Here is a 20,440-nt window from a genome sequence, read left to right as displayed (position 1 = left end):
AGGTCCCTGCGCCGTGTGCTGCCTGATCCAGGCTGCGCGCCGGGGCCGTCAAAGGCCCGGGAATCTTCCTGACAAACAAGGCAGACCGATGAACGGCCTGCCCAGACGGGGAAGTATAGAACGCATGAACTACGGCCGTCAACTACTCGGGCGCAATACCAGCGCGAAAAGTTGCCTTTTCACGCCATCGATTCACACGTCAACGTCCTGTCTGGCGAACACGAGGCACTTCCTGCGCCTCTTTTCGCGGTAGGCCGGTCGCATCTCCCAGGATGGACCGGCGGTCACTGCAGTACTTACTGGCGGGGATGGGAAACCCAAGTCCTGCCGAGCCCCTGGATCCCCGATTGAAGCATTCGGGGATGACGATCTGACAAAGCCCTGCGCGTCCTTTGGATCCCCGATTGAAGCATTCGGGGATGACGATCTGACAAAGCCCCGCGCGTCCTTTGGATCCCGCCTGCGCGGGGATGATGTTCCGGCAAAGGCCTGCGCGTCCTTTGGATCCCCGCCTGCGCGGGGATGATGTTCTGGCGAAACCCTGCGCGTCCTTTGGATCCCCGCCTGCGCGGGGATGATGTTCCGGCAAAGGCGTTCGCGCGGGTGCGCGAACGCGCCGTCACATCACTTGATGATCTTGGCTACGACGCCGGCGCCGACGGTGCGGCCGCCTTCGCGGATCGCAAAGCGCAGGCCTTCGTCCATCGCCACCGGGTTGATCAGGGTCACGGTCATCTTCACGTTGTCGCCCGGCATCACCATCTCGGTGCCTTCCGGCAGCGTCACCGCACCGGTGATGTCGGTGGTGCGGAAGTAGAACTGCGGACGGTAGCCCTTGAAGAACGGGGTGTGGCGGCCGCCTTCGTCCTTGCTCAGCACGTAGACCTCGGCCTCGAACTCGGTGTGCGGCTTGATCGAACCGGGCTTGGCCAGTACCTGGCCGCGCTCGACGTCGTCGCGCTTGGTGCCGCGCAGCAGCAGGCCGGCATTGTCGCCTGCCTGGCCCTGGTCCAGCAGCTTGCGGAACATCTCCACGCCGGTCACGGTGGTCTTCTGCACCGGACGGATGCCGACGATCTCGATTTCGTCGCCAACCTTGATCACGCCGCGCTCGATTCGGCCGGTCACCACGGTGCCACGGCCGGAAATCGAGAACACGTCTTCGACCGGCATCAGGAACGCCTTGTCGATGTCGCGCTGCGGTTCGGGAATGAACGTATCCAGCGCATCGACCAGCTTCAGGATCGAGGGCACGCCGATCTCGCTCTGGTCTCCTTCCAGCGCCAGGCGGGCCGAGCCGTGGATGATCGGGGTGTCATCGCCGGGGAAGTCGTACTTGCTCAGCAGCTCGCGCACTTCCATCTCGACCAGCTCGAGCAGCTCGGCGTCATCGACCATGTCAGCCTTGTTCAGGTAGACCACGATGTGCGGCACGCCGACCTGGCGCGACAGCAGGATGTGCTCGCGGGTCTGCGGCATCGGGCCGTCGGCGGCCGAGCACACCAGGATCGCCCCGTCCATCTGCGCCGCACCGGTGATCATGTTCTTGACATAGTCGGCGTGGCCCGGGCAGTCCACGTGCGCGTAGTGGCGGTTGGGCGATTCGTATTCCACGTGCGCGGTGGAGATCGTGATCCCGCGCGCCTTCTCTTCCGGCGCCGCGTCGATCGCGTCATAGGCCTTGAACTCGCCACCGAACCGCTCGGCACCGACCTTGGTCAGTGCAGCGGTCAGCGTGGTCTTGCCATGGTCCACATGACCGATGGTGCCCACGTTCACGTGCGGCTTGGTGCGCTCGAACTTACCCTTTGCCATTGTCGTAATACCCTGCTGATAGTTTTCCGGAATTTTGGTCCCGGGACCCGGGACCGGCGACCGGCGACCCGAAGAAGCAAAAGCGCCATGGCTCTTGATCTTCCGGGTCCCCGGTCCCGGGCCCCGAATCCCGGCTCTTATTTCTTGGTGACCGCTTCGGCGATGTTGGCCGGCGCTTCGGCGTAATGGTCGAACTCCATCGAGAAGGTCGCCCGGCCCTGCGACATCGAGCGCAGCGTGGTGGCGTAACCGAACATCTCGCCCAGCGGCACCATCGCCTTGATCACCTTGCCCGAGGGTGTGTCATCCTGGCCCTGCAGGATGCCGCGACGACGACTGACATCGCCCATCACGTCGCCCAGGTAATCCTCGGGGGTGACGATCTCGACCTTCATGATCGGCTCCAGCAGGACCGGACTGGCCTTGCTGAAGGCCTCCTTGAACGCCATGGAGCCGGCGACCTTGAACGCCATTTCGTTGGAGTCCACGTCGTGGAACGAACCATCGACGGCCTTGATGGACACATCGACCACCGGGAAGCCGGCGAGCACGCCGTTCTTCAGTGCGTCCTCGATGCCCTTGCCGGCCGCAGCGACGTATTCCTTCGGCACCACGCCACCGACGATCGCGCTCTCGTAGGAGAAGCCCGCGCCGCGCTCGGCCGGCTCCATCTCGATGACGATGTGGCCGTACTGGCCGCGGCCACCGGACTGGCGCACGAACTTGCCTTCCTGCCTGACCGCCTTGCGGATGGTCTCGCGGTAGGCCACCTGCGGCTTGCCGACGTTGGCTTCAACGTTGAACTCGCGCTTCATGCGGTCGACGATGATTTCCAAGTGCAGCTCGCCCATGCCGGCGATGATGGTCTGGCCGGATTCCTCATCGGTACGGACACGGAAGGACGGGTCTTCCTGCGCCAGGCGACCCAGCGCCACGCCCATCTTTTCCTGGTCCGACTTGGTCTTGGGCTCGACCGCCATCGAGATCACCGGCTCCGGGAACACCATCCGCTCCAGGGTAATGATCTTGTCCTGCGCGCACAGCGTGTCACCGGTGGTGACGTCCTTCAGGCCCACCGCGGCAGCGATGTCGCCTGCGCGCACTTCCTTGATTTCCTCGCGATTGTTGGAATGCATCTGCAGGATGCGACCCACCCGCTCCTTCTTCGACTTGACCGGGTTGTACACCGCGTCGCCAGAGTTCAGCACGCCCGAGTAGACGCGGAAGAAGGTCAGCGAACCCACGAACGGGTCGGTCATGATCTTGAACGCCAGCGCCGAGAAGGGCTCGCTGTCGCTGGCCTTGCGGGTGTCTTCCTTCTCGTTCTCGTCGATGCCCTGCACCGGCGGACGATCGGTTGGCGAGGGCAGCAGCTGGATCACGCCGTCGAGCATGGCCTGCACGCCCTTGTTCTTGAAGGCGGTGCCGCAGTACACCGGCACCACTTCCACGCGCAGGGTGCGCTCACGCAGACCCGACAGGATCTCTTCCTCGGACAGCTCGCCCTCGTTGAGGTACTTGTCCATCAGCGTTTCGCTGGCTTCGGCCGCGGCTTCGACCATGAAGCTGCGCGCGGCTTCGGCCTCTTCCCGCAGATCGGCCGGGATGTCGCGGTACTCGAACACGGTGCCCTGGGAGGCGGTATCCCAGTGGATTGCCTTCATCTTGATCAGGTCGACCACGCCCTCGAAGCCGTCCTCGGCGCCGATCGGCACCTGCATCGGCACTGCATAGGCTCCCAGGCGGGTCTTGAGCTGCTCGACCACCTTGTTGAAGTTGGCACCGGTGCGGTCCATCTTGTTGACGAACGCAAGCCGCGGCACCGCGTACTTGTTGGCCTGGCGCCACACGGTCTCGGACTGCGGCTGCACGCCGCCGACCGCGCACAGCACGAACACCGCGCCATCAAGCACGCGCAGCGAGCGCTCCACTTCGATGGTGAAGTCCACGTGCCCGGGGGTGTCGATGATGTTGAAGCGGTGTTGCGGCATGGACTTGTCCATGCCCGACCAGAACGCGGTGGTCGCAGCGGAGGTGATGGTGATGCCACGCTCCTGCTCCTGCTCCATCCAGTCCATCGTGGCGGCGCCATCGTGCACTTCACCAATCTTGTGGCTGACGCCGGTGTAGAACAGGATGCGCTCCGACGTGGTGGTCTTGCCCGCGTCGATGTGGGCCATGATGCCGAAGTTGCGGTAACGCTCGATGGGAGTGGTGCGAGCCACGAGGAGTCTCTCTTGTTTGTTGATAGAACGCCGCGCGCTGAGCGTGCGGACGGGGGCGGAGGATCACCGGTTTCCTAAAGACCGAACGCCGCCCGAGGGCGGCTTTCGTCGTCTTGGCGCGGTGATCACCGCAGCGTGGCGCCTGAATGGCGCCTGGGGGCCGTTGAATCAAGCCCCCGGCATGGCTGTTACCAGCGGTAGTGCGCGAACGCCTTGTTGGCTTCGGCCATGCGGTGGGTTTCTTCCCGCTTCTTGACGGCGCCGCCACGATTTTCCGAGGCGTCCAGCAGTTCGGCGGCCAGCTTCCTTGGCATGGTGTTTTCACCACGCTTGCGGGCCGACTCGATCAGCCAGCGCATGGCCAGGGCCAGGCGGCGCGAGGCGCGCACTTCGACCGGCACCTGGTAGGTGGCACCACCGACGCGGCGCGACTTGACCTCGACCGCCGGGGAGATATTTTCCAACGCCTTCTCGACCAGCTCGAGGGGGTTGGGATTCTTCTCGCCAATGACGTCCATGGCGCCGTAGACGATCTTCTCGGCGACGGACTTCTTGCCGCTCAGCATCACCATGTTGATGAAGCGGGCGATGGTCTGCGACCCGTGCTTGGGGTCAGGCAGAACAGTGCGCTGCGGCGCGGAACCTTTACGTGACATGTCTTATTCCCTTAGCTCTTCGGGCGCTTGGCGCCGTACTTGGAACGGCCCTGGCGACGCTTGGCAACGCCGGCGGCGTCCAGCGAACCGCGCACGGTGTGGTAGCGAACACCCGGCAGGTCCTTGACGCGACCGCCGCGGATGAGCACCACCGAGTGCTCCTGCAGGTTGTGCCCTTCGCCACCGATGTAGCTGATGACTTCTTCCTGGTTGGTCAGGCGCACCTTGGCCACCTTGCGCAGTGCCGAGTTCGGCTTCTTGGGCGTGGTGGTATAGACGCGGGTGCAGACGCCACGGCGCTGCGGGCAGTTGTCCAGCGCGGGCGACTGGCTCTTGTACGTGGGTGCCTGCCGCGGCTTGCGGACCAGCTGGTTGATCGTTGCCATCTTTGGATTCTTCGAATGAAGGCGCCGGAGAAGCCGGGCCTTGAGCGTGAAAACGACGGCAGGCCGTAAAAGCGGCCCGCCGAGACAGGAGAGTATAGCGGGCTATCGAATTTGTCGTCAACCGATCAAATCCATCCAGCCGTCTGGTCGATCCCCGACCGGGAGACGGGGCACCTCCTGCGCCCCTTTCCACCTGGCCCGGCCAGCCCTGGCAAGGGCCGGCCGGTCTTGCTTACTGCCCGGCGCCGCTTTCGGACTCGGCATCGCCGCCTTCGGCGATCGCTTCGGTGCTGGCCGGACCGGACAGGGCTGCCATTTCCGACTCGGTCAGGCCCGCGGCGTTGCGCCGGCGGCCGGCGTGGTAGGTCAGACCCGTGCCTGCAGGAATCAGCCGGCCGACGATCACGTTTTCCTTCAGGCCGCGCAGGTTGTCGCGGGTGCCGCGCACGGCGGCCTCGGTCAGGACCCGGGTGGTTTCCTGGAAGGACGCCGCCGAGATGAACGACTCGGTGGCCAGGGACGCCTTGGTGATGCCCAGCAGGACCGGATCGGCCTGGGCCGGCAGCTCGTTGCGGGCCACCAGCTTGGCGTTCTCCTCGATCATGCGTTGCTTCTCGACCTGCTCGCCGGCCAGGAACTTGCTGTTGCCGGGGTCGGTGATTTCCACCTTGCGCAGCATCTGGCGGGTGATCACTTCGATGTGCTTGTCGTTGATCTTCACGCCCTGCAGGCGGTAGACATCCTGGATTTCCTTGACCAGATAGGCCGCCAGCGGCTCGACACCCAGCAGGCGCAGGATGTCCTGCGGGCTCGGCTCGCCGTCCACGATGGTTTCGCCCTTGGCCACGTGCTCGCCTTCGAACACGATGATCTGACGGAACTTGGGAATCAGCTCCTCGTGCTCGGTGCCGTCGGTGTCCTTGATGATCAGGCGCTGCTTGCCCTTGGTGTCCTTGCCGAAGCTGACCACGCCCGATCGCTCGGCCAGGATCGCAGGATCCTTGGGCTTGCGCGCTTCGAACAGGTCGGCCACGCGCGGCAGACCGCCGGTGATGTCGCGGGTCTTGGACGCTTCCTGCGGCACCTTGGTGACCACGTCGCCCACGCCGACGGCGGCGCCGTCCTGCAGGTTGACGACCGAACGCGGCGGCAGCAGGTACTGCGCCGGCAGGTCGGTGCCCGGGATGTTCAGGTCATTGCCGTCGGCGTCGACGATGCGCACCAGCGGACGCAGGTCCTTGCCCTGCGAGCCACGACGCTTCGGATCGGTGATCTCGCGCGAGGCCAGGCCGGTCAGCTCGTCGGTCTTCTCGATGACGGTGATGCCGTCGACGAAGTCCACGAAGCGCACGAACCCGGCCACTTCCGACACGATCGGGTGGTTGTGCGGATCCCAGTTGGCCACGGTCTGGCCAGCCTTGACCGGATCGCCGTCCTTGACATTGATGGTCGCGCCGTAGGTCAGCTTGTAGCGCTCGCGCTCACGGCCGTGAGCGTCCAGCACCGACAGTTCGCCCGAGCGCGACACGGCCACCAGGTTGCCGCTGGCGTGTTCGACCGACTTGAGGTTGTTGAACTTGACCGAGCCGGTGGTCTTGACCGTGATGTTGTCCACCGCTGCCGCACGCGAGGCCGCGCCACCGATGTGGAACGTGCGCATGGTCAGCTGGGTGCCGGGCTCACCGATCGACTGGGCGGCGATCACGCCGACCGCTTCGCCGATGTTGACGGTGTGGCCGCGGGCCAGGTCGCGCCCGTAGCACAGCGCGCACACGCCGAACTCCGAAGTGCAGGTGATGGTCGAGCGGACCTTCAGTGCCTGCACGCTGGCGTCCTCGAGCTTCTGCACCCACGCTTCGTCCAGCAGCGTGTTGCGGGTGACGATCGGATCCTCGTCGTTGCCCGGCAGGAACACGTCCTCGGCCACGATCCGGCCCAGCACGCGCTCGCGCAGCGGCTCGACCACATCGCCGCCTTCCACGATCGGGGTCATGGTCAGACCTTCCGAGGTGCCGCAATCGACTTCGGTGATCACCACGTCCTGGGCCACGTCGACTAGGCGACGGGTCAGGTAACCGGAGTTGGCGGTCTTCAGCGCGGTATCGGCCAGGCCCTTGCGGGCACCGTGGGTGGAGTTGAAGTACTCCTGCACGTTCAGGCCTTCGCGGAAGTTGGCCTTGATCGGCGTCTCGATGATCGAGCCATCGGGACGGGCCATCAGGCCGCGCATGCCGGCCAGCTGGCGGATCTGGGCCTGGCTGCCGCGGGCACCGGAGTCGGCCATGATGTACAGCGAGTTCATCGACTTCTCGTTGATGGTCTCGCCCTTGGCGTTGACCACCTTCTCGGTGCCGATGGTGTCCATCATCGCCTTGGCGATGCGCTCGTTGGTCCGCGACCAGATGTCCACGACCTTGTTGTAGCGCTCGCCGGCGGTCACCAGGCCGGACTGGTACTGTTCCTGGATCTCCAGCACTTCCTGCTCGGCCTCGCTCAGGATGCTCTTCTTCTCCTCGGGGATGACCATGTCGTTGATGCCGATCGACACGCCGGCGCGGGTGGCGTAGGCAAAGCCGGTGTACATCAGCTTGTCGGCGAACACCACCGTGTCCTTCAGGCCCAGCTGGCGGTAGCTGGAGTTGATCAGGCGCGAGATGTTCTTCTTGGTCAGGTCGGTGTTGGCCAGCGCAAACGGCAGGCCATCGGGCAGGATTTCGGCCAGCAGCGCACGCCCGATCGTGGTCTCCACGATCGCGGTCTTCTTCTCCCGGCTGCCGTCCTCGCCGATCACCGTCTCGGTGATGCGGACCTTGACCTTGGCATGCAGTTCCACCACCCGGTTGTCGTAGGCGCGCTTGACTTCGGCGATGTTGGCAAAGGCCATGCCCTCGCCCTTCTTGTTTTCCAGCGCGCGGGTCATGTAGTACAGGCCCAGCACCACGTCCTGCGAGGGCACGATGATCGGCTCGCCATTGGCCGGCGACAGGATGTTGTTGGAGGACATCATCAGCGCACGCGCTTCGAGCTGGGCTTCCAGCGAGAGCGGCACGTGCACGGCCATCTGGTCACCGTCGAAGTCGGCGTTGAACGCGGTGCAGACCAGCGGATGCAGCTGGATGGCCTTGCCTTCGATCAGCACCGGCTCGAACGCCTGGATGCCCAGGCGATGCAGGGTCGGTGCACGATTCAGCAGCACCGGATGCTCGCGGATGACTTCTTCCAGGATGTCCCAGACTTCGCCTTCCTCGCGCTCGACCAGCTTCTTGGCCGCCTTGATGGTGGTGGCCAGGCCGCGACGCTGCAGCTTGGCAAACACGAACGGCTTGAACAGCTCAAGCGCCATCTTCTTGGGCAGGCCGCACTGGTGCAGCTTCAGGTACGGACCGACCACGATGACCGAACGGCCCGAGTAGTCCACACGCTTGCCCAGCAGGTTCTGGCGGAAGCGGCCCTGCTTGCCCTTGATCATGTCGGCCAGCGACTTGAGCGGGCGCTTGTTGGTGCCGGTGATGGCGCGGCCGCGGCGGCCGTTGTCCATCAGCGCGTCAACCGACTCCTGCAGCATGCGCTTTTCGTTGCGCACGATGATGTCCGGCGCATTGAGCTCCAGCAGCCGGCGCAGGCGGTTGTTGCGGTTGATGACGCGCCGGTACAGGTCGTTCAGGTCCGAGGTCGCGAAGCGGCCGCCATCCAGCGGCACCAGCGGACGCAGGTCCGGCGGCAGCACCGGCAGCACGGTCATGACCATCCATTCCGGACGATTGCCCGACTCGAGGAAGGCTTCGACCAGCTTGATCCGCTTGGTCAGGCGCTTGAGCTTGGTTTCCGAACCGGTGCTGGCGATTTCCTCGCGCAGCTTGACCATCTCGGCCTGCAGGTCGATGCCGCGCAGCAACTCGAACACCGCTTCGGCGCCCATGGCGGCATCGAAGTCGTCGCCGTGCTCCTGGCGCGCAATCATGTACTGCTCTTCGTTGAGCAGCTGGCGGCTTTCCAGCGGGGTCAGGCCCGGCTCGGTCACCACGTAGGCTTCGAAGTACAGCACCCGCTCGATGTCGCGCAGGGTCATGTCCAGCATCAGGCCGATGCGCGAGGGCAGCGACTTGAGGAACCAGATGTGCGCGACCGGCGAGGCCAGGTCGATGTGGCCCATGCGCTCGCGGCGCACCTTGGCCAGGGTGACCTCGGTGCCGCACTTCTCGCAGACCACGCCGCGGTGCTTCATGCGCTTGTACTTGCCGCACAGGCACTCGTAGTCCTTGATCGGCCCGAAGATGGCGGCGCAGAACAGGCCGTCGCGCTCGGGCTTGAAGGTCCGGTAGTTGATGGTTTCCGGCTTCTTCACTTCGCCGAAGGACCACGAGCGGATCAGGTCCGGGGAGGCCAGCGCGATCTTGATCGCGTCGAAGTCCAGGGTCTGGCGCTGCTGGTTGAAGAGGTTGAGCAGGTCTTTCATTGGGGTTTCTCCAGGTCGGAGGAATTCGTATCAAAGATGGGCTGAAAGGCTGTTCGTCGGGACCCGGGACCGGGGACCGGGGACCCGGAAAGTCAAAAGCACCTGGCTCCTGACTTTCCCGGGTCCCGGGTCCCCGGTCCCGAATCCCGGCTACATCAGTTGTCTTCCAGCTCCATGTTGATGGCCAGCGAGCGGATTTCTTTCACCAACACGTTGAAGGACTCCGGCATGCCCGCGACCATCTCGTGTTCGCCATCGACGATGTTCTTGTACATCTGGTTGCGGCCCTGCACGTCGTCGGACTTGACCGTGAGCATTTCCTGCAGGGTGTGCGCCGCGCCGTAGGCTTCCAGCGCCCAGACTTCCATTTCGCCGAAGCGCTGGCCACCGAACTGCGCCTTGCCGCCCAGCGGCTGCTGGGTGACCAGCGAGTACGGGCCGGTCGAACGGGCGTGCATCTTGTCGTCGACCAGGTGGTTCAGCTTGAGCATGTGCATGTAGCCCACGGTGGTGTGGCGATCGAATGCCTCGCCGGTGCGCCCGTCATACAGCTGGGTCTGGCCACTGGTGGGCAGGTCGGCCAGCTCGAGCATGTGCTTGATCTCGCTTTCCGCCGCGCCGTCGAACACCGGGGTGGCCATCGGCACGCCATCGGTGAGGTTCTTGGCCAGGGCGATCAGCTCGGCGTCACTGAACTGCGACAGGTCCACGCGGTCCTCGCCCAGCTTCTGGTCGTGGTTGTAGATCTGGGCCAGGAAGGCACGCAGGTCGCTCACCGCAGCCTGGGCCTCGAGCATGCCCTGGATCTTGCGACCCAGGCCCTTGGCGGCCCAGCCCAGATGCACTTCCAGGACCTGGCCGATGTTCATGCGCGAAGGCACGCCCAGCGGGTTCAGCACGATGTCCACGGTCTCGCCGTTGGCCATGTACGGCATGTCCTCCACCGGCACGATGGTCGACACCACGCCCTTGTTGCCATGACGGCCGGCCATCTTGTCGCCCGGCTGGATCCGCCGCTTCACGGCCAGGAACACCTTGACCATCTTCAGTACGCCCGGGGCCAGGTCGTCGCCGGCGGTGATCTTGCCGCGCTTGTCGGCGAAGCGACGCTCGAACTCCTTCTCGTGCGCCTGGATCTGCTTCTGGGCGCGCTCGATGGCGTCGGCAGCGTCGTCGTCCTTCATGCGGATCGCGAACCAGTCGGCCTTCTTCAGGCCGTCCAGGTAGGCGTCAGTGATGGTGTCGCCCTTCTTCAGGTTGGTGCCACCGTTGGCGACCTTGCCCACCAGCTGCCCGCGAAGACGCGCGAAGATCGCGTTCTCCAGGATCCGGAACTGGTCGTCGAAGTCCTTCTTGACCCGCTTGATCTCCGATTCCTCGATCTGGCGCGCGCGCTTGTCCTTCTCGATGCCGTCACGGGTGAAGACCTGCACGTCGATGACCACCCCGTCCATGCCCGGGGGCACGCGCAGCGAGCTGTCCTTCACGTCCGAAGCCTTCTCGCCGAAGATCGCGCGCAGCAGCTTCTCTTCCGGGGTCAGCTGGCTCTCGCCCTTGGGCGTGACCTTGCCGACCAGGATGTCGCCAGCGCGCACTTCGGCGCCGATGTACACCACGCCGGATTCGTCCAGGCGGTTCAGTGCGCTCTCGGACACGTTGGGAATGTCGGCCGAGATCTCCTCCGGACCCAGCTTGGTGTCGCGCGCTTGGACGGTGAGTTCCTCGATGTGGATGGTGGTGTAGCGATCCTCTTCCACCACGCGCTCGGACAGCAGGATGGAGTCTTCGAAGTTGTAGCCGTTCCACGGCATGAACGCGATCAGCATGTTCTGGCCCAGGGCCAGTTCGCCGATGTCGGTGGACGGGCCGTCGGCCAGCACGTCGCCACGGGCCACCACGTCACCCACGTTCACCAGCGGGGTCTGGTTGATGCAGGTGTTCTGGTTGGAGCGGGTGTACTTGATCAGCGAATAGATATCCACGCCGGCATCGTGCTCGCCGGAGATCTCCTCCTCGTTGACCTTGACCACGATGCGCGCCGCATCGATCTGCACCACCTCGCCGCCGCGACGGGCGTTGACGGTCACACCGGAGTCGCGCGCCACGGCGCGCTCGATGCCGGTGCCGACCAGCGGCTTCTGCGAACGCAGCGTCGGCACGGCCTGGCGCTGCATGTTGGCGCCCATCAGCGCGCGGTTGGCGTCATCGTGCTCCAGGAACGGCACCAGCGCGGCGGCGATGGACACGGTCTGCATGGGCGAGACGTCCATGAAGTCCACTTCCGCCGGCGGCTTGAGCAGCGATTCGCCCTGGAAGCGGCACGGCACGAACTGCTCGGTCAGACGGCTCTTGGCATCGTGCAGCGCATTGGCCTGGGCGATGACGTACTCGTTCTCCTCGATCGCCGAGAGGTATTCGATCTCGTCGGTGATCTGGCCGTCCACGACCTTGCGGTACGGCGTCTCGAGGAAGCCATAGGCGTTGGTGCGGGCATACACGGCCAGCGAGTTGATCAGGCCGATGTTCGGGCCTTCCGGGGTCTCGATGGTGCAGACCCGGCCGTAATGGGTCGGATGCACGTCGCGCACTTCGAAGCCGGCGCGCTCGCGGGTCAGGCCGCCCGGGCCAAGGGCCGAGACGCGACGCTTGTGGGTGACTTCCGACAGCGGGTTGTTCTGGTCCATGAACTGGGACAGCTGCGAGGAACCGAAGAATTCCTTGATCGCCGCGGCCACCGGCTTGGCGTTGATCAGCTCCTGCGGGGTCAGGCCCTCGGACTCGGCCATCGACAGGCGCTCCTTGACCGCACGCTCGACCCGGACCAGGCCCACGCGGAACACGTTCTCGGCCATTTCGCCGACCGAACGCACGCGCCGGTTGCCCAGGTGATCGATGTCGTCCACCACGCCGCGGCCGTTGCGGATCTCGGTCAGGGTCTGGATCACTTCCAGGATGTCCGAGGTATCGCCATTGGTGGCGACCAGACGCTTGGATTCCTCGTCGTTGCGGGCGCTGAAGTACTTGTGGTCGTACAGGACCGACTCGCCGGTGGTTTCCTTGCGGCCCACGCGGCGGTTGAACTTCATGCGGCCGACGCTGGACAGGTCATAGCGCTCGAAGGTGAAGAACAGGTTGTGGAACAGGTTCTGCGCGGCGTCCTTGGTCGGCGGCTCGCCCGGACGCATCATCCGGTAGATCTCCACCAGCGCTTCGAGCTGGGTCCTGGTCGGATCGATGCGCAGGGTGTTGGACAGGTAGGCGCCACGGTCCAGGTCGTTCACCCACAGGGTGCCGACCGTTTCCACGCCGGCCTTGCGGAACGCGGCCAGCTGCTCTTCGGTGATCTCATCGTTGGCACTGGCCAGCAGTTCGCCGGTCGCCGGATCGACCACGTCGTGCGACAAGATGCGGGTGATCAGGTATTCGTCCGGCACGGCCAGGGCGGCCACGCCAGCGGCCTCGAGCTGCTTGACATGGCGGGCGGTGATGCGCTTGCCGGCCTCGACGATGACCTTGTCGCCATCGGCCAGGTCGAAGTTCAGCGTTTCGCCGCGCAGGCGCTCGGGCACCAGCTCAAGCTGCACGCCTTCCTTGGGGTCGATGTGGAAGGTGTTGATCTCGAAGAAATGGTTGAGCATCTCCTCGTTGTTGTAGCCCAGCGCGCGCAGCAGGATCGACACCGGCAGCTTGCGGCGACGGTCGATGCGGGTGAACAGCGCGTCCTTGGGGTCGAACTCGAAGTCCAGCCAGGAGCCGCGGTAGGGAATGATGCGGGCGCTGTACAGCAGCTTGCCCGAGCTGTGGGTCTTGCCCCGGTCGTGGTCGAAGAACACGCCCGGCGAACGATGCAGCTGGGAGACGATCACCCGCTCGGTGCCATTGACGATGAAGGTGCCGTTGTCGGTCATCAGCGGGATTTCGCCCAGATAGACCTCCTGCTCCTTCACGTACTTGATGGCCTTGGTCGAGGACTCACGGTCGTAGATCACCAGGCGCACGGTCACCCGCAGCGGGGCGCCGTAGCTCATGCCGCGCTGGCGGCACTCGCGCTCGTCGAACGCCGGCTCGCCCAGCTTGTAGCCGACATATTCCAGCGCGGCGTTGCCGGAGTAGCTGGAAATCGGGAACACCGACTTCAGCGCGGCGTGCAGGCCGCGGTCCTGGCGCTTGGCGGGGTCAACGCGCTCCTGCAGGAAGTCGCGGTAGGAATCGACCTGAATGGCGAGCAGGAACGGGACCTCCAGGATCGACCGCTGCTTGCCGAAGTCCTTGCGGATGCGCTTTTTTTCCGTGAACGAGTATGTCGTCGACATGGGGACATTGCCTCTGGCATCTGAGGAGCCACGCGTCCGCGGCCCCAGGGGGAACATTCTTTCGAATGGGAAGAACTGTCAGTTGGAAGTCGCTGGTATTGCCGGCACCAGCACGCCATCTCCCGCTACTTCCAACTACCAACTCGTGGGTTTTCTCGGCCGCGTCCGCGGCCCACTGCACCTGCGCTGCGGTCCTTGCGAGCGCCTTTCAACAACGACCGAAGGCCAGGGGCTTTCGCCCCCGGCCTGTGGGTGTCGCCGATGCAACCTGGCGACGAATTGCGGTTACTTCACTTCGACGGTCGCGCCTGCGGCCTCGAGGTCCTTCTTCATCTTTTCTGCGTCTTCCTTCGACACGCCTTCCTTGAGCACGCCACCGGCCTCGGTGAGGTCCTTGGCTTCCTTCAGACCCAGGCCGGTGATGACACGGACAGCCTTGATGACGTCGACCTTCTTGGCGCCAGCTTCCTTGAGGATGACGTTGAACTCGGTCTGCTCTTCAACCACGGCAGCGGCGGCGGCCGGGCCAGCAGCAACAACCGGGGCGGCGGCGGACACGCCAAACTTCTCTTCGATCGCCTTGACCAGCTCCATGACTTCCATGAGGGTCTTTTCGGCGATGGCGTCGACGATCTGTTCGTTGGACAGGGACATTGTAATTACCTTCGGTCAATATTCTGGAATGGGATACGGAAATTAAGCCGTTTCAGCCGGGGCTTGCGCCTCGACCGACGCTGCCTGGTCACCACCGCCCTGCTTGTCGGCCACGGCCTTGACGGCGCGGGCGAACATGGCGGCAGGTTCAGCCAGGACGCGGGCGAGCATGGCCAGGGCCTGATCGCGGGTCGGCAGCGAAGCCAGGACGTCGACGTGGCTGGCCGGGTACAGCTGGCCACCGACGGCGACCACCTTGGGCTGCAGCTTGTCGTTGCTCTTGGCGAATTCCTTGATCAGGCGACCGGCAGCGCCGGGCTCCTCGGTCGAGAACGCGTACAGCAGCGGGCCGACCAACGAGTCCTTGGTGCACTCGTACTCGGTACCTTCCACTGCACGGGCGGCCAAGGTGTTCTTGACGACCCGCAGGTACACGCCGGACTCACGCGCCTGCTTGCGCATCGCGGTCATCTGACTGACCGTGGTGCCTGCGTACTCGGCGGCGATCAAGGAGTGCGCCTTGGCGGCGACCTCTGCCAGCTCGGCGACAACTTCTTGCTTCTGGGACAGATTGAGAGCCATTAATCACTCCTCTTGTGAACTCCGCTCACGGCTCCTGCCGCTTGCGGTCCAGGGCAGCGTCCATCCTGGACGCCGGGGATGCGATGCACCCCATCTGGTGGCCTTATCAACTGGCGCCCGAACCGGGAAACCAGAACAAACCGATGAAGGCGGCACCATCTGCGCGGGCTGGCCATCAGGCCAATCAAGCAGTCCCGCTAGCGCCGACGCCGAATCCCTGCCAGGACCGAGCTTCCCTGCCCGTCGTCGGAGCGCGCTGACCGCACCTGCGGTCTTTGACGGCTGTCGCTTTTGGCCAATGAAGCCTTTCACGACCGCCCCCAAACTTTTCACCGTCATCCCCGCGGCTCTTAACAGCCGGATGGCTGGTCAAGCGGAGAGCCCGGCGACTTGAATCTTTCCGGCGACCCGAAGCGTTGCTTCAAGTCGCTGGATCCCCGCCTTCGCGGGGATGACGATTTGACAAAGCCGCGCGCAAGGCGCGCGGGTCAAATCGTCACTTCAGGCTCAGCGAGGACTGGTCCACGGTCACGCCGGGGCCCATGGTCGAGCTGAGCGAGATCTTCTGCAGGTACTGGCCCTTGGCGGTGGACGGCTTGGCCTTGACCAGGTCAGCCAGCAGTGCCTGCAAGTTGTCTTTCAGCGCTTCGTCCTCGAAGGAGGCCTTGCCGATGGTGCAGTGGATGATGCCGCCCTTGTCGGTGCGGTAGCGGACCTGGCCCGACTTGGCATTCCTCACCGCCTCACCCGGGTTCGGCGAGACCGTGCCGACCTTGGGGTTGGGCATCAGGCCGCGCGGGCCGAGGAGCTGGCCCAGCTTGCCGACCACGCGCATGGCGTCCGGGGTGGCGATGACCACGTCGTAGTTCAGGTCGCCGGCCTGCATCTTCTCGGCCAGATCGTCCATGCCGACCGCTTCGGCGCCAGCGGCCAGGGCTTCGTCAGCCTTGGCGCCGGCCGGGGCGAATACCGCCACCCGCACCGACTTGCCGGTACCGGCCGGCAGCACGGTCGAACCGCGCACCTGCTGGTCGGACTTCTTGGCGTCCACGCCCAGGCGCACGGCCACGTCAATGGATTCGACGAACTTGGACCTGGTGGCGCCCTTGAGGATCTTCACGGCCTCGTCAAAGGCATATGCCTTGCCGGGGGTTACGGCGGCCTGGATGGCCTTCTGTCGCTTGCTCAATGCCATCTCTCAGCCCTCCACCGTCAGACCCATGGAACGGGCCGAGCCCGCAATCGTACGCACCGCTGCTTCCAGTTCGGCGGCCGTCAGGTCGGCCTGCTTGGCAGTGGCGATTTCTTCCAGCTGCTTGCGGGTGACCTTGCCCACCTTTTCGGTGTTCGGGCGCTTGGAACCGGAGGCGACGCCAGCGGCCTTCTTCAGCAAGACCGAAGCCGGGGTCGACTTGGTGACGAAGGTGAAGGTACGATCCGAGTAGGCCGTGATGATGACCGGGGTCGGCAGACCCGGCTCGAGCTTCTGCGTGGCGGCGTTGAACGCCTTGCAGAACTCCATGATGTTCAGGCCGCGCTGACCCAGCGCAGGGCCGACCGGCGGCGAGGGATTGGCCTGGCCGGCCTTCACCTGCAGCTTGATGTAACCGACAACTTTCTTTGCCATTTCAATGCTCTCCGGGTACTAGCGCCTGGGCTTCAGGCTCCCCATCGGATCGGGAAAATCACGCGTCCCGACATCGCGTATCGCTTGCGACAAAGGCCACCTGCGAGGGTGGCCATTGGCTTGCCCGGCTCGACCGGACAGGGAGCCGCGCACTATATCAGGTTTTTTGCCACCCGGCGCGCGCGTGGGCGGCGCCGGGCGACCCGGATCAGGCCTTCTCGACCTGGCCGAATTCGAGCTCCACCGGGGTGGAGCGGCCAAAGATGAGCACGGCCACGCGCAGGCGGCTCTTCTCGTAGTTGACCTCTTCGACCACGCCGTTGAAGTCGTTGAACGGGCCATCGACCACCCGGACCAGCTCGCCCGGCTCGAACAGCACCTTGGGACGGGGCTTTTCCACGCCTTCCTGAACACGATCCAGGATGGCGGCCGCCTCTTCGTCTCGGATCGGCAACGGACGGTCGGCGGTGCCACCGATGAAACCCAGGACCTTGCCGGTTTCCTTCACCAGGTGCCAGGACTCGTTGTCGATGCGCGGGATCCCGCCTTCCTCGTGGGTCTCGATCTGGACCAGCACGTAGCCGGGGAAGAACTTGCGCTCGGAGCGCCGCTTCTGGCCGGCGCGCATCTCCACGACCTCCTCGGTCGGCACCAGCACGTCACCGAAGCGCTCCTCCATGCCGTTGCGGACGATGCGATCGCGCAGCGCCTGCGCCACCGACTTCTCGAAGCCCGAATAGGCATGTACCACGTACCAACGCTTCACAGCTCAATTCTCCTCAACGACCCATCGTGAACAGTTTTTCGATCATCCACTGGATGCCGAAATCGAAGCCAGCCAGGATCAGGCTGAGGATCAACACCACCACCATCACCACCCAGGTCATGCGCAGCGATTCCTGGCGCGTGGGCCAGACCACCTTGCGCAGCTCGAAGCGGGATTCGGACAGGAACTCGAGCGTGTCCTTGCCCTTGGCCGTGGAAATGAACACCGCAGCACCAGCCACCAGGCCCGCCACGACCGCCAGTGCACGCAGCGGCGTGGCCCACTGACCGGCAAACCACCACCACACCACCAGGCCTGCCACCACCAGTGCCGCGGCCGCCACATACTTGGCCATGTCGGCGCCGGAGGTGCCTGCCGCCTTGGATTGCTGGATCTTGCTGTTCATTGAACTCGAATGTGCCGCCTTGCACTGCACCGGCGCCGGTCGGCGACGGGACGAACGGGACAGTGGCACGCCAGGAGGGACTCGAACCCCCAACCTGCGGTTTTGGAGACCGCTGCTCTGCCAATTGAGCTACTGGCGTATTAACTGCAAAGGCACAGGCGAATCAGAGCTCGCCTGTGCCGGTTCTGGATCCCCGCCTGCGCGGGGATGATGTTCCGGCAAAGCCTTCGCGTCCACCTGGATCCCCGCCTGCGCGGGGATGATGTTCCGGCAAAGCCTTCGCGTCCACCTGGATCCCCGCCTGCGCGGGGATGATGTTCCGGCAAAGGCGTTCGCGCGGGTGCGCGAACGCGCCGTCACATCACTTGATGATCTTGGACACGACGCCGGCGCCGACGGTGCGGCCGCCTTCGCGGATCGCAAAGCGCAGGCCCTCGTCCATCGCCACCGGGTTGATCAGCGCCACCACCATCTTCACATTGTCGCCCGGCATCACCATCTCGGTGCCTTCCGGCAGCTGCACCGCACCAGTGATGTCGGTGGTGCGGAAGTAGAACTGCGGACGGTAGCCCTTGAAGAACGGGGTGTGGCGGCCGCCCTCGTCCTTGCTCAGCACGTAGACCTCGGCCTCGAACTCGGTGTGCGGCTTGATCGAACCGGGCTTGCACAGGACCTGACCACGCTCGACGTCGTCGCGCTTGGTGCCGCGCAGCAGCAGACCGGCATTGTCGCCTGCCTGGCCCTGGTCCAGCAGCTTGCGGAACATCTCCACGCCGGTCACGGTGGTCTTCTGAGTCGGGCGGATGCCCACGATCTCGATTTCGTCGCCGACCTTGATCACGCCGCGCTCGATCCGGCCGGTCACCACCGTGCCGCGGCCGGAAATCGAGAACACGTCTTCGACCGGCATCAGGAACGCCTTGTCCACGTCGCGCTCGGGCAGCGGGATCCAGGTGTCCAGCGCCTCGACCAGCTTCAGGATCGACGGCACCCCGATCTCGCTCTGGTCGCCGTCCAGCGCCAAACGGGCCGAGCCGGTGACGATGGGCGTGTCATCGCCGGGGAAGTCGTACTTGCTCAGCAGCTCGCGCACTTCCATCTCGACCAGCTCGAGCAGCTCGGCATCGTCGACCAGGTCGGCCTTGTTCAGGTAGACCACGATGTACGGCACGCCCACCTGGCGGGCCAGCAGGATGTGCTCGCGGGTCTGCGGCATCGGGCCGTCCGCGGCCGAGCACACCAGGATCGCCCCGTCCATCTGCGCCGCACCGGTGATCATGTTCTTGACATAGTCGGCGTGGCCCGGGCAATCCACGTGCGCGTAGTGGCGGTTGGCCGATTCGTATTCCACGTGCGCGGTGGAGATCGTGATCCCGCGTGCCTTCTCTTCCGGCGCCGCGTCGATCGCGTCATAGGCCTTGAACTCGCCACCGAAACGCTCGGCGCTGACCTTGGTCAGTGCGGCGGTCAGCGTGGTCTTGCCATGGTCCACATGACCGATGGTGCCCACGTTCACGTGCGGCTTGGTGCGCTCGAACTTACCCTTTGCCATGGCTGCGTATTCTCGGATCGTTAGATAAGAGGGTGAAACGGGACTGCTTGGATGGTGCTCACGAAAGGAATCGAACCTTCGACCTCCTCCTTACCAAGGAGGTGCTCTACCGACTGAGCTACGTGAGCGTGAAACCCTTGGTGTCGCTGCGGCGCAAGCTGACGACGATGGAAGCTCAATGGAGCGGGAGACGGGAATCGAACCCGCACCATCAGCTTGGAAGGCTGAGGTTCTACCGTTGAACTACTCCCGCGCCGGGATACCGCAACAACGAAAAACTGATGAAATTGGTGGAGGGAGGTGGATGACTCGGGACTTCGTCCCTCGCCCTCCGGGCCGCACCTCCGGTGCGTTCAGAAGCCCCTTCGGGACTTCTGTCGAACCACTCGGCGGTTCTCACCCACCTCGCGCTCCGCTTGTCCGAACATCGCCAGCAACTGCCACATCCGGATCCTGCAATTTGGTGGAGGGAGGTGGATGACTCGGGACTTCGTCCCTCGCCCTCCGGGCCGCACCTCCGGTGCGTTCAGAAGCCCCTTCGGGACTTCTGTCGAACCACTCGGCGGTTCTCACCCACCTCGCGCTCCGCTTGTCCGAACATCGCCAGCAACTGCCACATCCGGATCCTGCAATTTGGTGGAGGGAGGTGGATGACTCGGGACTTCGTCCCTCGCCCTCCGGGCCGCACCTCCGGTGCGTTCAGAAGCCCCTTCGGGACTTCTGTCGAACCACTCGGCGGTTCTCACCCACCTCGCGCTCCGCTTGTCCGAACATCGCCAGCAACTGCCACATCCGGATCCTGCAATTTGGTGGAGGGAGGTGGATTCGAACCACCGAAGGCGTAAGCCAGCAGATTTACAGTCTGCCCCCGTTGGCCGCTTGGGTATCCCTCCGATCCTGCCTGGGGTCCCGACCTGGTGGGGCCGGGGTGAAACAGCCGGAGATTCTGGCGCCAGATCCATGCCCTGTCAACGACAAATCACCGATTTCCTGCCCGAGACG

Annotated in this window: 13 protein-coding genes, 4 tRNA genes and 3 other RNA genes; all 20 read right to left on the bottom strand. The window is 64.6% G+C overall.

The window, feature by feature from the left end:
• Positions 1-624 precede the first annotated feature (624 nt).
• The 20 genes from tuf (D9R12_RS08065) to D9R12_RS07970 all read right to left on the bottom strand — a co-directional run bounded on the left by tuf (D9R12_RS08065) (position 625) and on the right by D9R12_RS07970 (position 20,331).
• Positions 625-1,815: an elongation factor Tu gene (gene tuf, locus D9R12_RS08065; RefSeq protein WP_014161384.1), complete on the bottom strand. Its 1,191-nt coding sequence runs from the start codon at positions 1,813-1,815 to the stop codon at positions 625-627.
• A gap of 137 nt (positions 1,816-1,952) precedes the next feature.
• On the bottom strand, positions 1,953-4,040 hold the full coding sequence (fusA, locus tag D9R12_RS08060) for an elongation factor G (RefSeq protein WP_014161385.1): 2,088 nt from the start codon (positions 4,038-4,040) through the stop codon (positions 1,953-1,955).
• Between the two features lie 188 nt (positions 4,041-4,228).
• Positions 4,229-4,696 (bottom strand): 30S ribosomal protein S7, encoded by a 468-nt coding sequence (gene rpsG / locus D9R12_RS08055; RefSeq protein ID WP_014161386.1) that lies wholly within the window; start codon positions 4,694-4,696, stop codon positions 4,229-4,231.
• A gap of 11 nt (positions 4,697-4,707) precedes the next feature.
• Entirely contained in the window at positions 4,708-5,082 is a 375-nt protein-coding gene (gene rpsL, locus D9R12_RS08050) for a 30S ribosomal protein S12 (RefSeq protein ID WP_014161387.1), read from the bottom strand.
• A 232-nt stretch (positions 5,083-5,314) separates the two neighbouring features.
• Positions 5,315-9,538: a DNA-directed RNA polymerase subunit beta' gene (gene rpoC, locus D9R12_RS08045; protein ID WP_122229644.1), complete on the bottom strand. Its 4,224-nt coding sequence runs from the start codon at positions 9,536-9,538 to the stop codon at positions 5,315-5,317.
• Positions 9,539-9,693: 155 nt separating this feature from the next.
• Positions 9,694-13,851: a DNA-directed RNA polymerase subunit beta gene (gene rpoB, locus D9R12_RS08040; protein ID WP_014161389.1), complete on the bottom strand. Its 4,158-nt coding sequence runs from the start codon at positions 13,849-13,851 to the stop codon at positions 9,694-9,696.
• Between the two features lie 285 nt (positions 13,852-14,136).
• On the bottom strand, positions 14,137-14,505 hold the full coding sequence (gene rplL / locus D9R12_RS08035) for a 50S ribosomal protein L7/L12 (protein WP_014161390.1): 369 nt from the start codon (positions 14,503-14,505) through the stop codon (positions 14,137-14,139).
• A gap of 42 nt (positions 14,506-14,547) precedes the next feature.
• On the bottom strand, positions 14,548-15,087 hold the full coding sequence (rplJ, locus tag D9R12_RS08030; RefSeq protein ID WP_122229642.1) for a 50S ribosomal protein L10: 540 nt from the start codon (positions 15,085-15,087) through the stop codon (positions 14,548-14,550).
• Positions 15,088-15,583: 496 nt separating this feature from the next.
• Positions 15,584-16,282 carry a 50S ribosomal protein L1 gene (gene rplA, locus D9R12_RS08025; protein ID WP_122229640.1) on the bottom strand — a complete coding sequence of 233 codons (699 nt, stop codon included), beginning with the start codon at positions 16,280-16,282 and terminating at the stop codon, positions 15,584-15,586.
• A gap of 3 nt (positions 16,283-16,285) precedes the next feature.
• Entirely contained in the window at positions 16,286-16,714 is a 429-nt protein-coding gene (gene rplK / locus D9R12_RS08020; protein WP_014161393.1) for a 50S ribosomal protein L11, read from the bottom strand.
• Positions 16,715-16,922: 208 nt separating this feature from the next.
• Positions 16,923-17,480: a transcription termination/antitermination protein NusG gene (gene nusG, locus D9R12_RS08015; protein WP_014161394.1), complete on the bottom strand. Its 558-nt coding sequence runs from the start codon at positions 17,478-17,480 to the stop codon at positions 16,923-16,925.
• 13 nt (positions 17,481-17,493) lie between these two features.
• Entirely contained in the window at positions 17,494-17,886 is a 393-nt protein-coding gene (secE, locus tag D9R12_RS08010) for a preprotein translocase subunit SecE (RefSeq protein ID WP_014161395.1), read from the bottom strand.
• A 63-nt stretch (positions 17,887-17,949) separates the two neighbouring features.
• A tRNA-Trp gene (locus tag D9R12_RS08005) sits at positions 17,950-18,025 on the bottom strand.
• A gap of 222 nt (positions 18,026-18,247) precedes the next feature.
• Entirely contained in the window at positions 18,248-19,438 is a 1,191-nt protein-coding gene (gene tuf, locus D9R12_RS08000) for an elongation factor Tu (protein WP_014161396.1), read from the bottom strand.
• Positions 19,439-19,490: 52 nt separating this feature from the next.
• Positions 19,491-19,566, bottom strand: a tRNA-Thr gene (locus D9R12_RS07995).
• A gap of 51 nt (positions 19,567-19,617) precedes the next feature.
• Positions 19,618-19,691 (bottom strand) — tRNA-Gly (locus tag D9R12_RS07990).
• Positions 19,692-19,726: 35 nt separating this feature from the next.
• Positions 19,727-19,859: non-coding RNA, RtT sRNA (locus tag D9R12_RS07985), on the bottom strand.
• Between the two features lie 40 nt (positions 19,860-19,899).
• A non-coding RNA gene (locus tag D9R12_RS07980) (RtT sRNA) lies at positions 19,900-20,032 on the bottom strand.
• A gap of 40 nt (positions 20,033-20,072) precedes the next feature.
• Positions 20,073-20,205: non-coding RNA, RtT sRNA (locus D9R12_RS07975), on the bottom strand.
• A 40-nt stretch (positions 20,206-20,245) separates the two neighbouring features.
• A tRNA-Tyr gene (locus D9R12_RS07970) sits at positions 20,246-20,331 on the bottom strand.
• Positions 20,332-20,440 lie beyond the last annotated feature (109 nt).

Source organism: Pseudoxanthomonas spadix (assembly GCF_003703395.1).
In the GTDB taxonomy this organism is placed as follows: Bacteria; Pseudomonadota; Gammaproteobacteria; order Xanthomonadales; family Xanthomonadaceae; genus Pseudoxanthomonas_A; species Pseudoxanthomonas_A spadix.
This window is presented reverse-complemented; position numbering and strand designations above follow the sequence as displayed.

Bases quoted from the DNA above. Each gene is read 5' to 3' on its own strand.
- tuf (WP_014161384.1), bottom strand. From the start codon at position 1,815: ATGGCAAAGGGTAAGTTCGAGCGCACCAAGCCGCACGTGAACGTGGGC.
- rpsG (WP_014161386.1), bottom strand. From the start codon at position 4,696: ATGTCACGTAAAGGTTCCGCGCCGCAGCGCACTGTTCTGCCTGACCCC.
- rpsL (WP_014161387.1), bottom strand. From the start codon at position 5,082: ATGGCAACGATCAACCAGCTGGTCCGCAAGCCGCGGCAGGCACCCACG.
- rpoC (WP_122229644.1), bottom strand. From the start codon at position 9,538: ATGAAAGACCTGCTCAACCTCTTCAACCAGCAGCGCCAGACCCTGGAC.
- rpoB (WP_014161389.1), bottom strand. From the start codon at position 13,851: ATGTCGACGACATACTCGTTCACGGAAAAAAAGCGCATCCGCAAGGAC.
- rplL (WP_014161390.1), bottom strand. From the start codon at position 14,505: ATGTCCCTGTCCAACGAACAGATCGTCGACGCCATCGCCGAAAAGACC.
- rplJ (WP_122229642.1), bottom strand. From the start codon at position 15,087: ATGGCTCTCAATCTGTCCCAGAAGCAAGAAGTTGTCGCCGAGCTGGCA.
- rplA (WP_122229640.1), bottom strand. From the start codon at position 16,282: ATGGCATTGAGCAAGCGACAGAAGGCCATCCAGGCCGCCGTAACCCCC.
- rplK (WP_014161393.1), bottom strand. From the start codon at position 16,714: ATGGCAAAGAAAGTTGTCGGTTACATCAAGCTGCAGGTGAAGGCCGGC.
- secE (WP_014161395.1), bottom strand. From the start codon at position 17,886: ATGAACAGCAAGATCCAGCAATCCAAGGCGGCAGGCACCTCCGGCGCC.
- tuf (WP_014161396.1), bottom strand. From the start codon at position 19,438: ATGGCAAAGGGTAAGTTCGAGCGCACCAAGCCGCACGTGAACGTGGGC.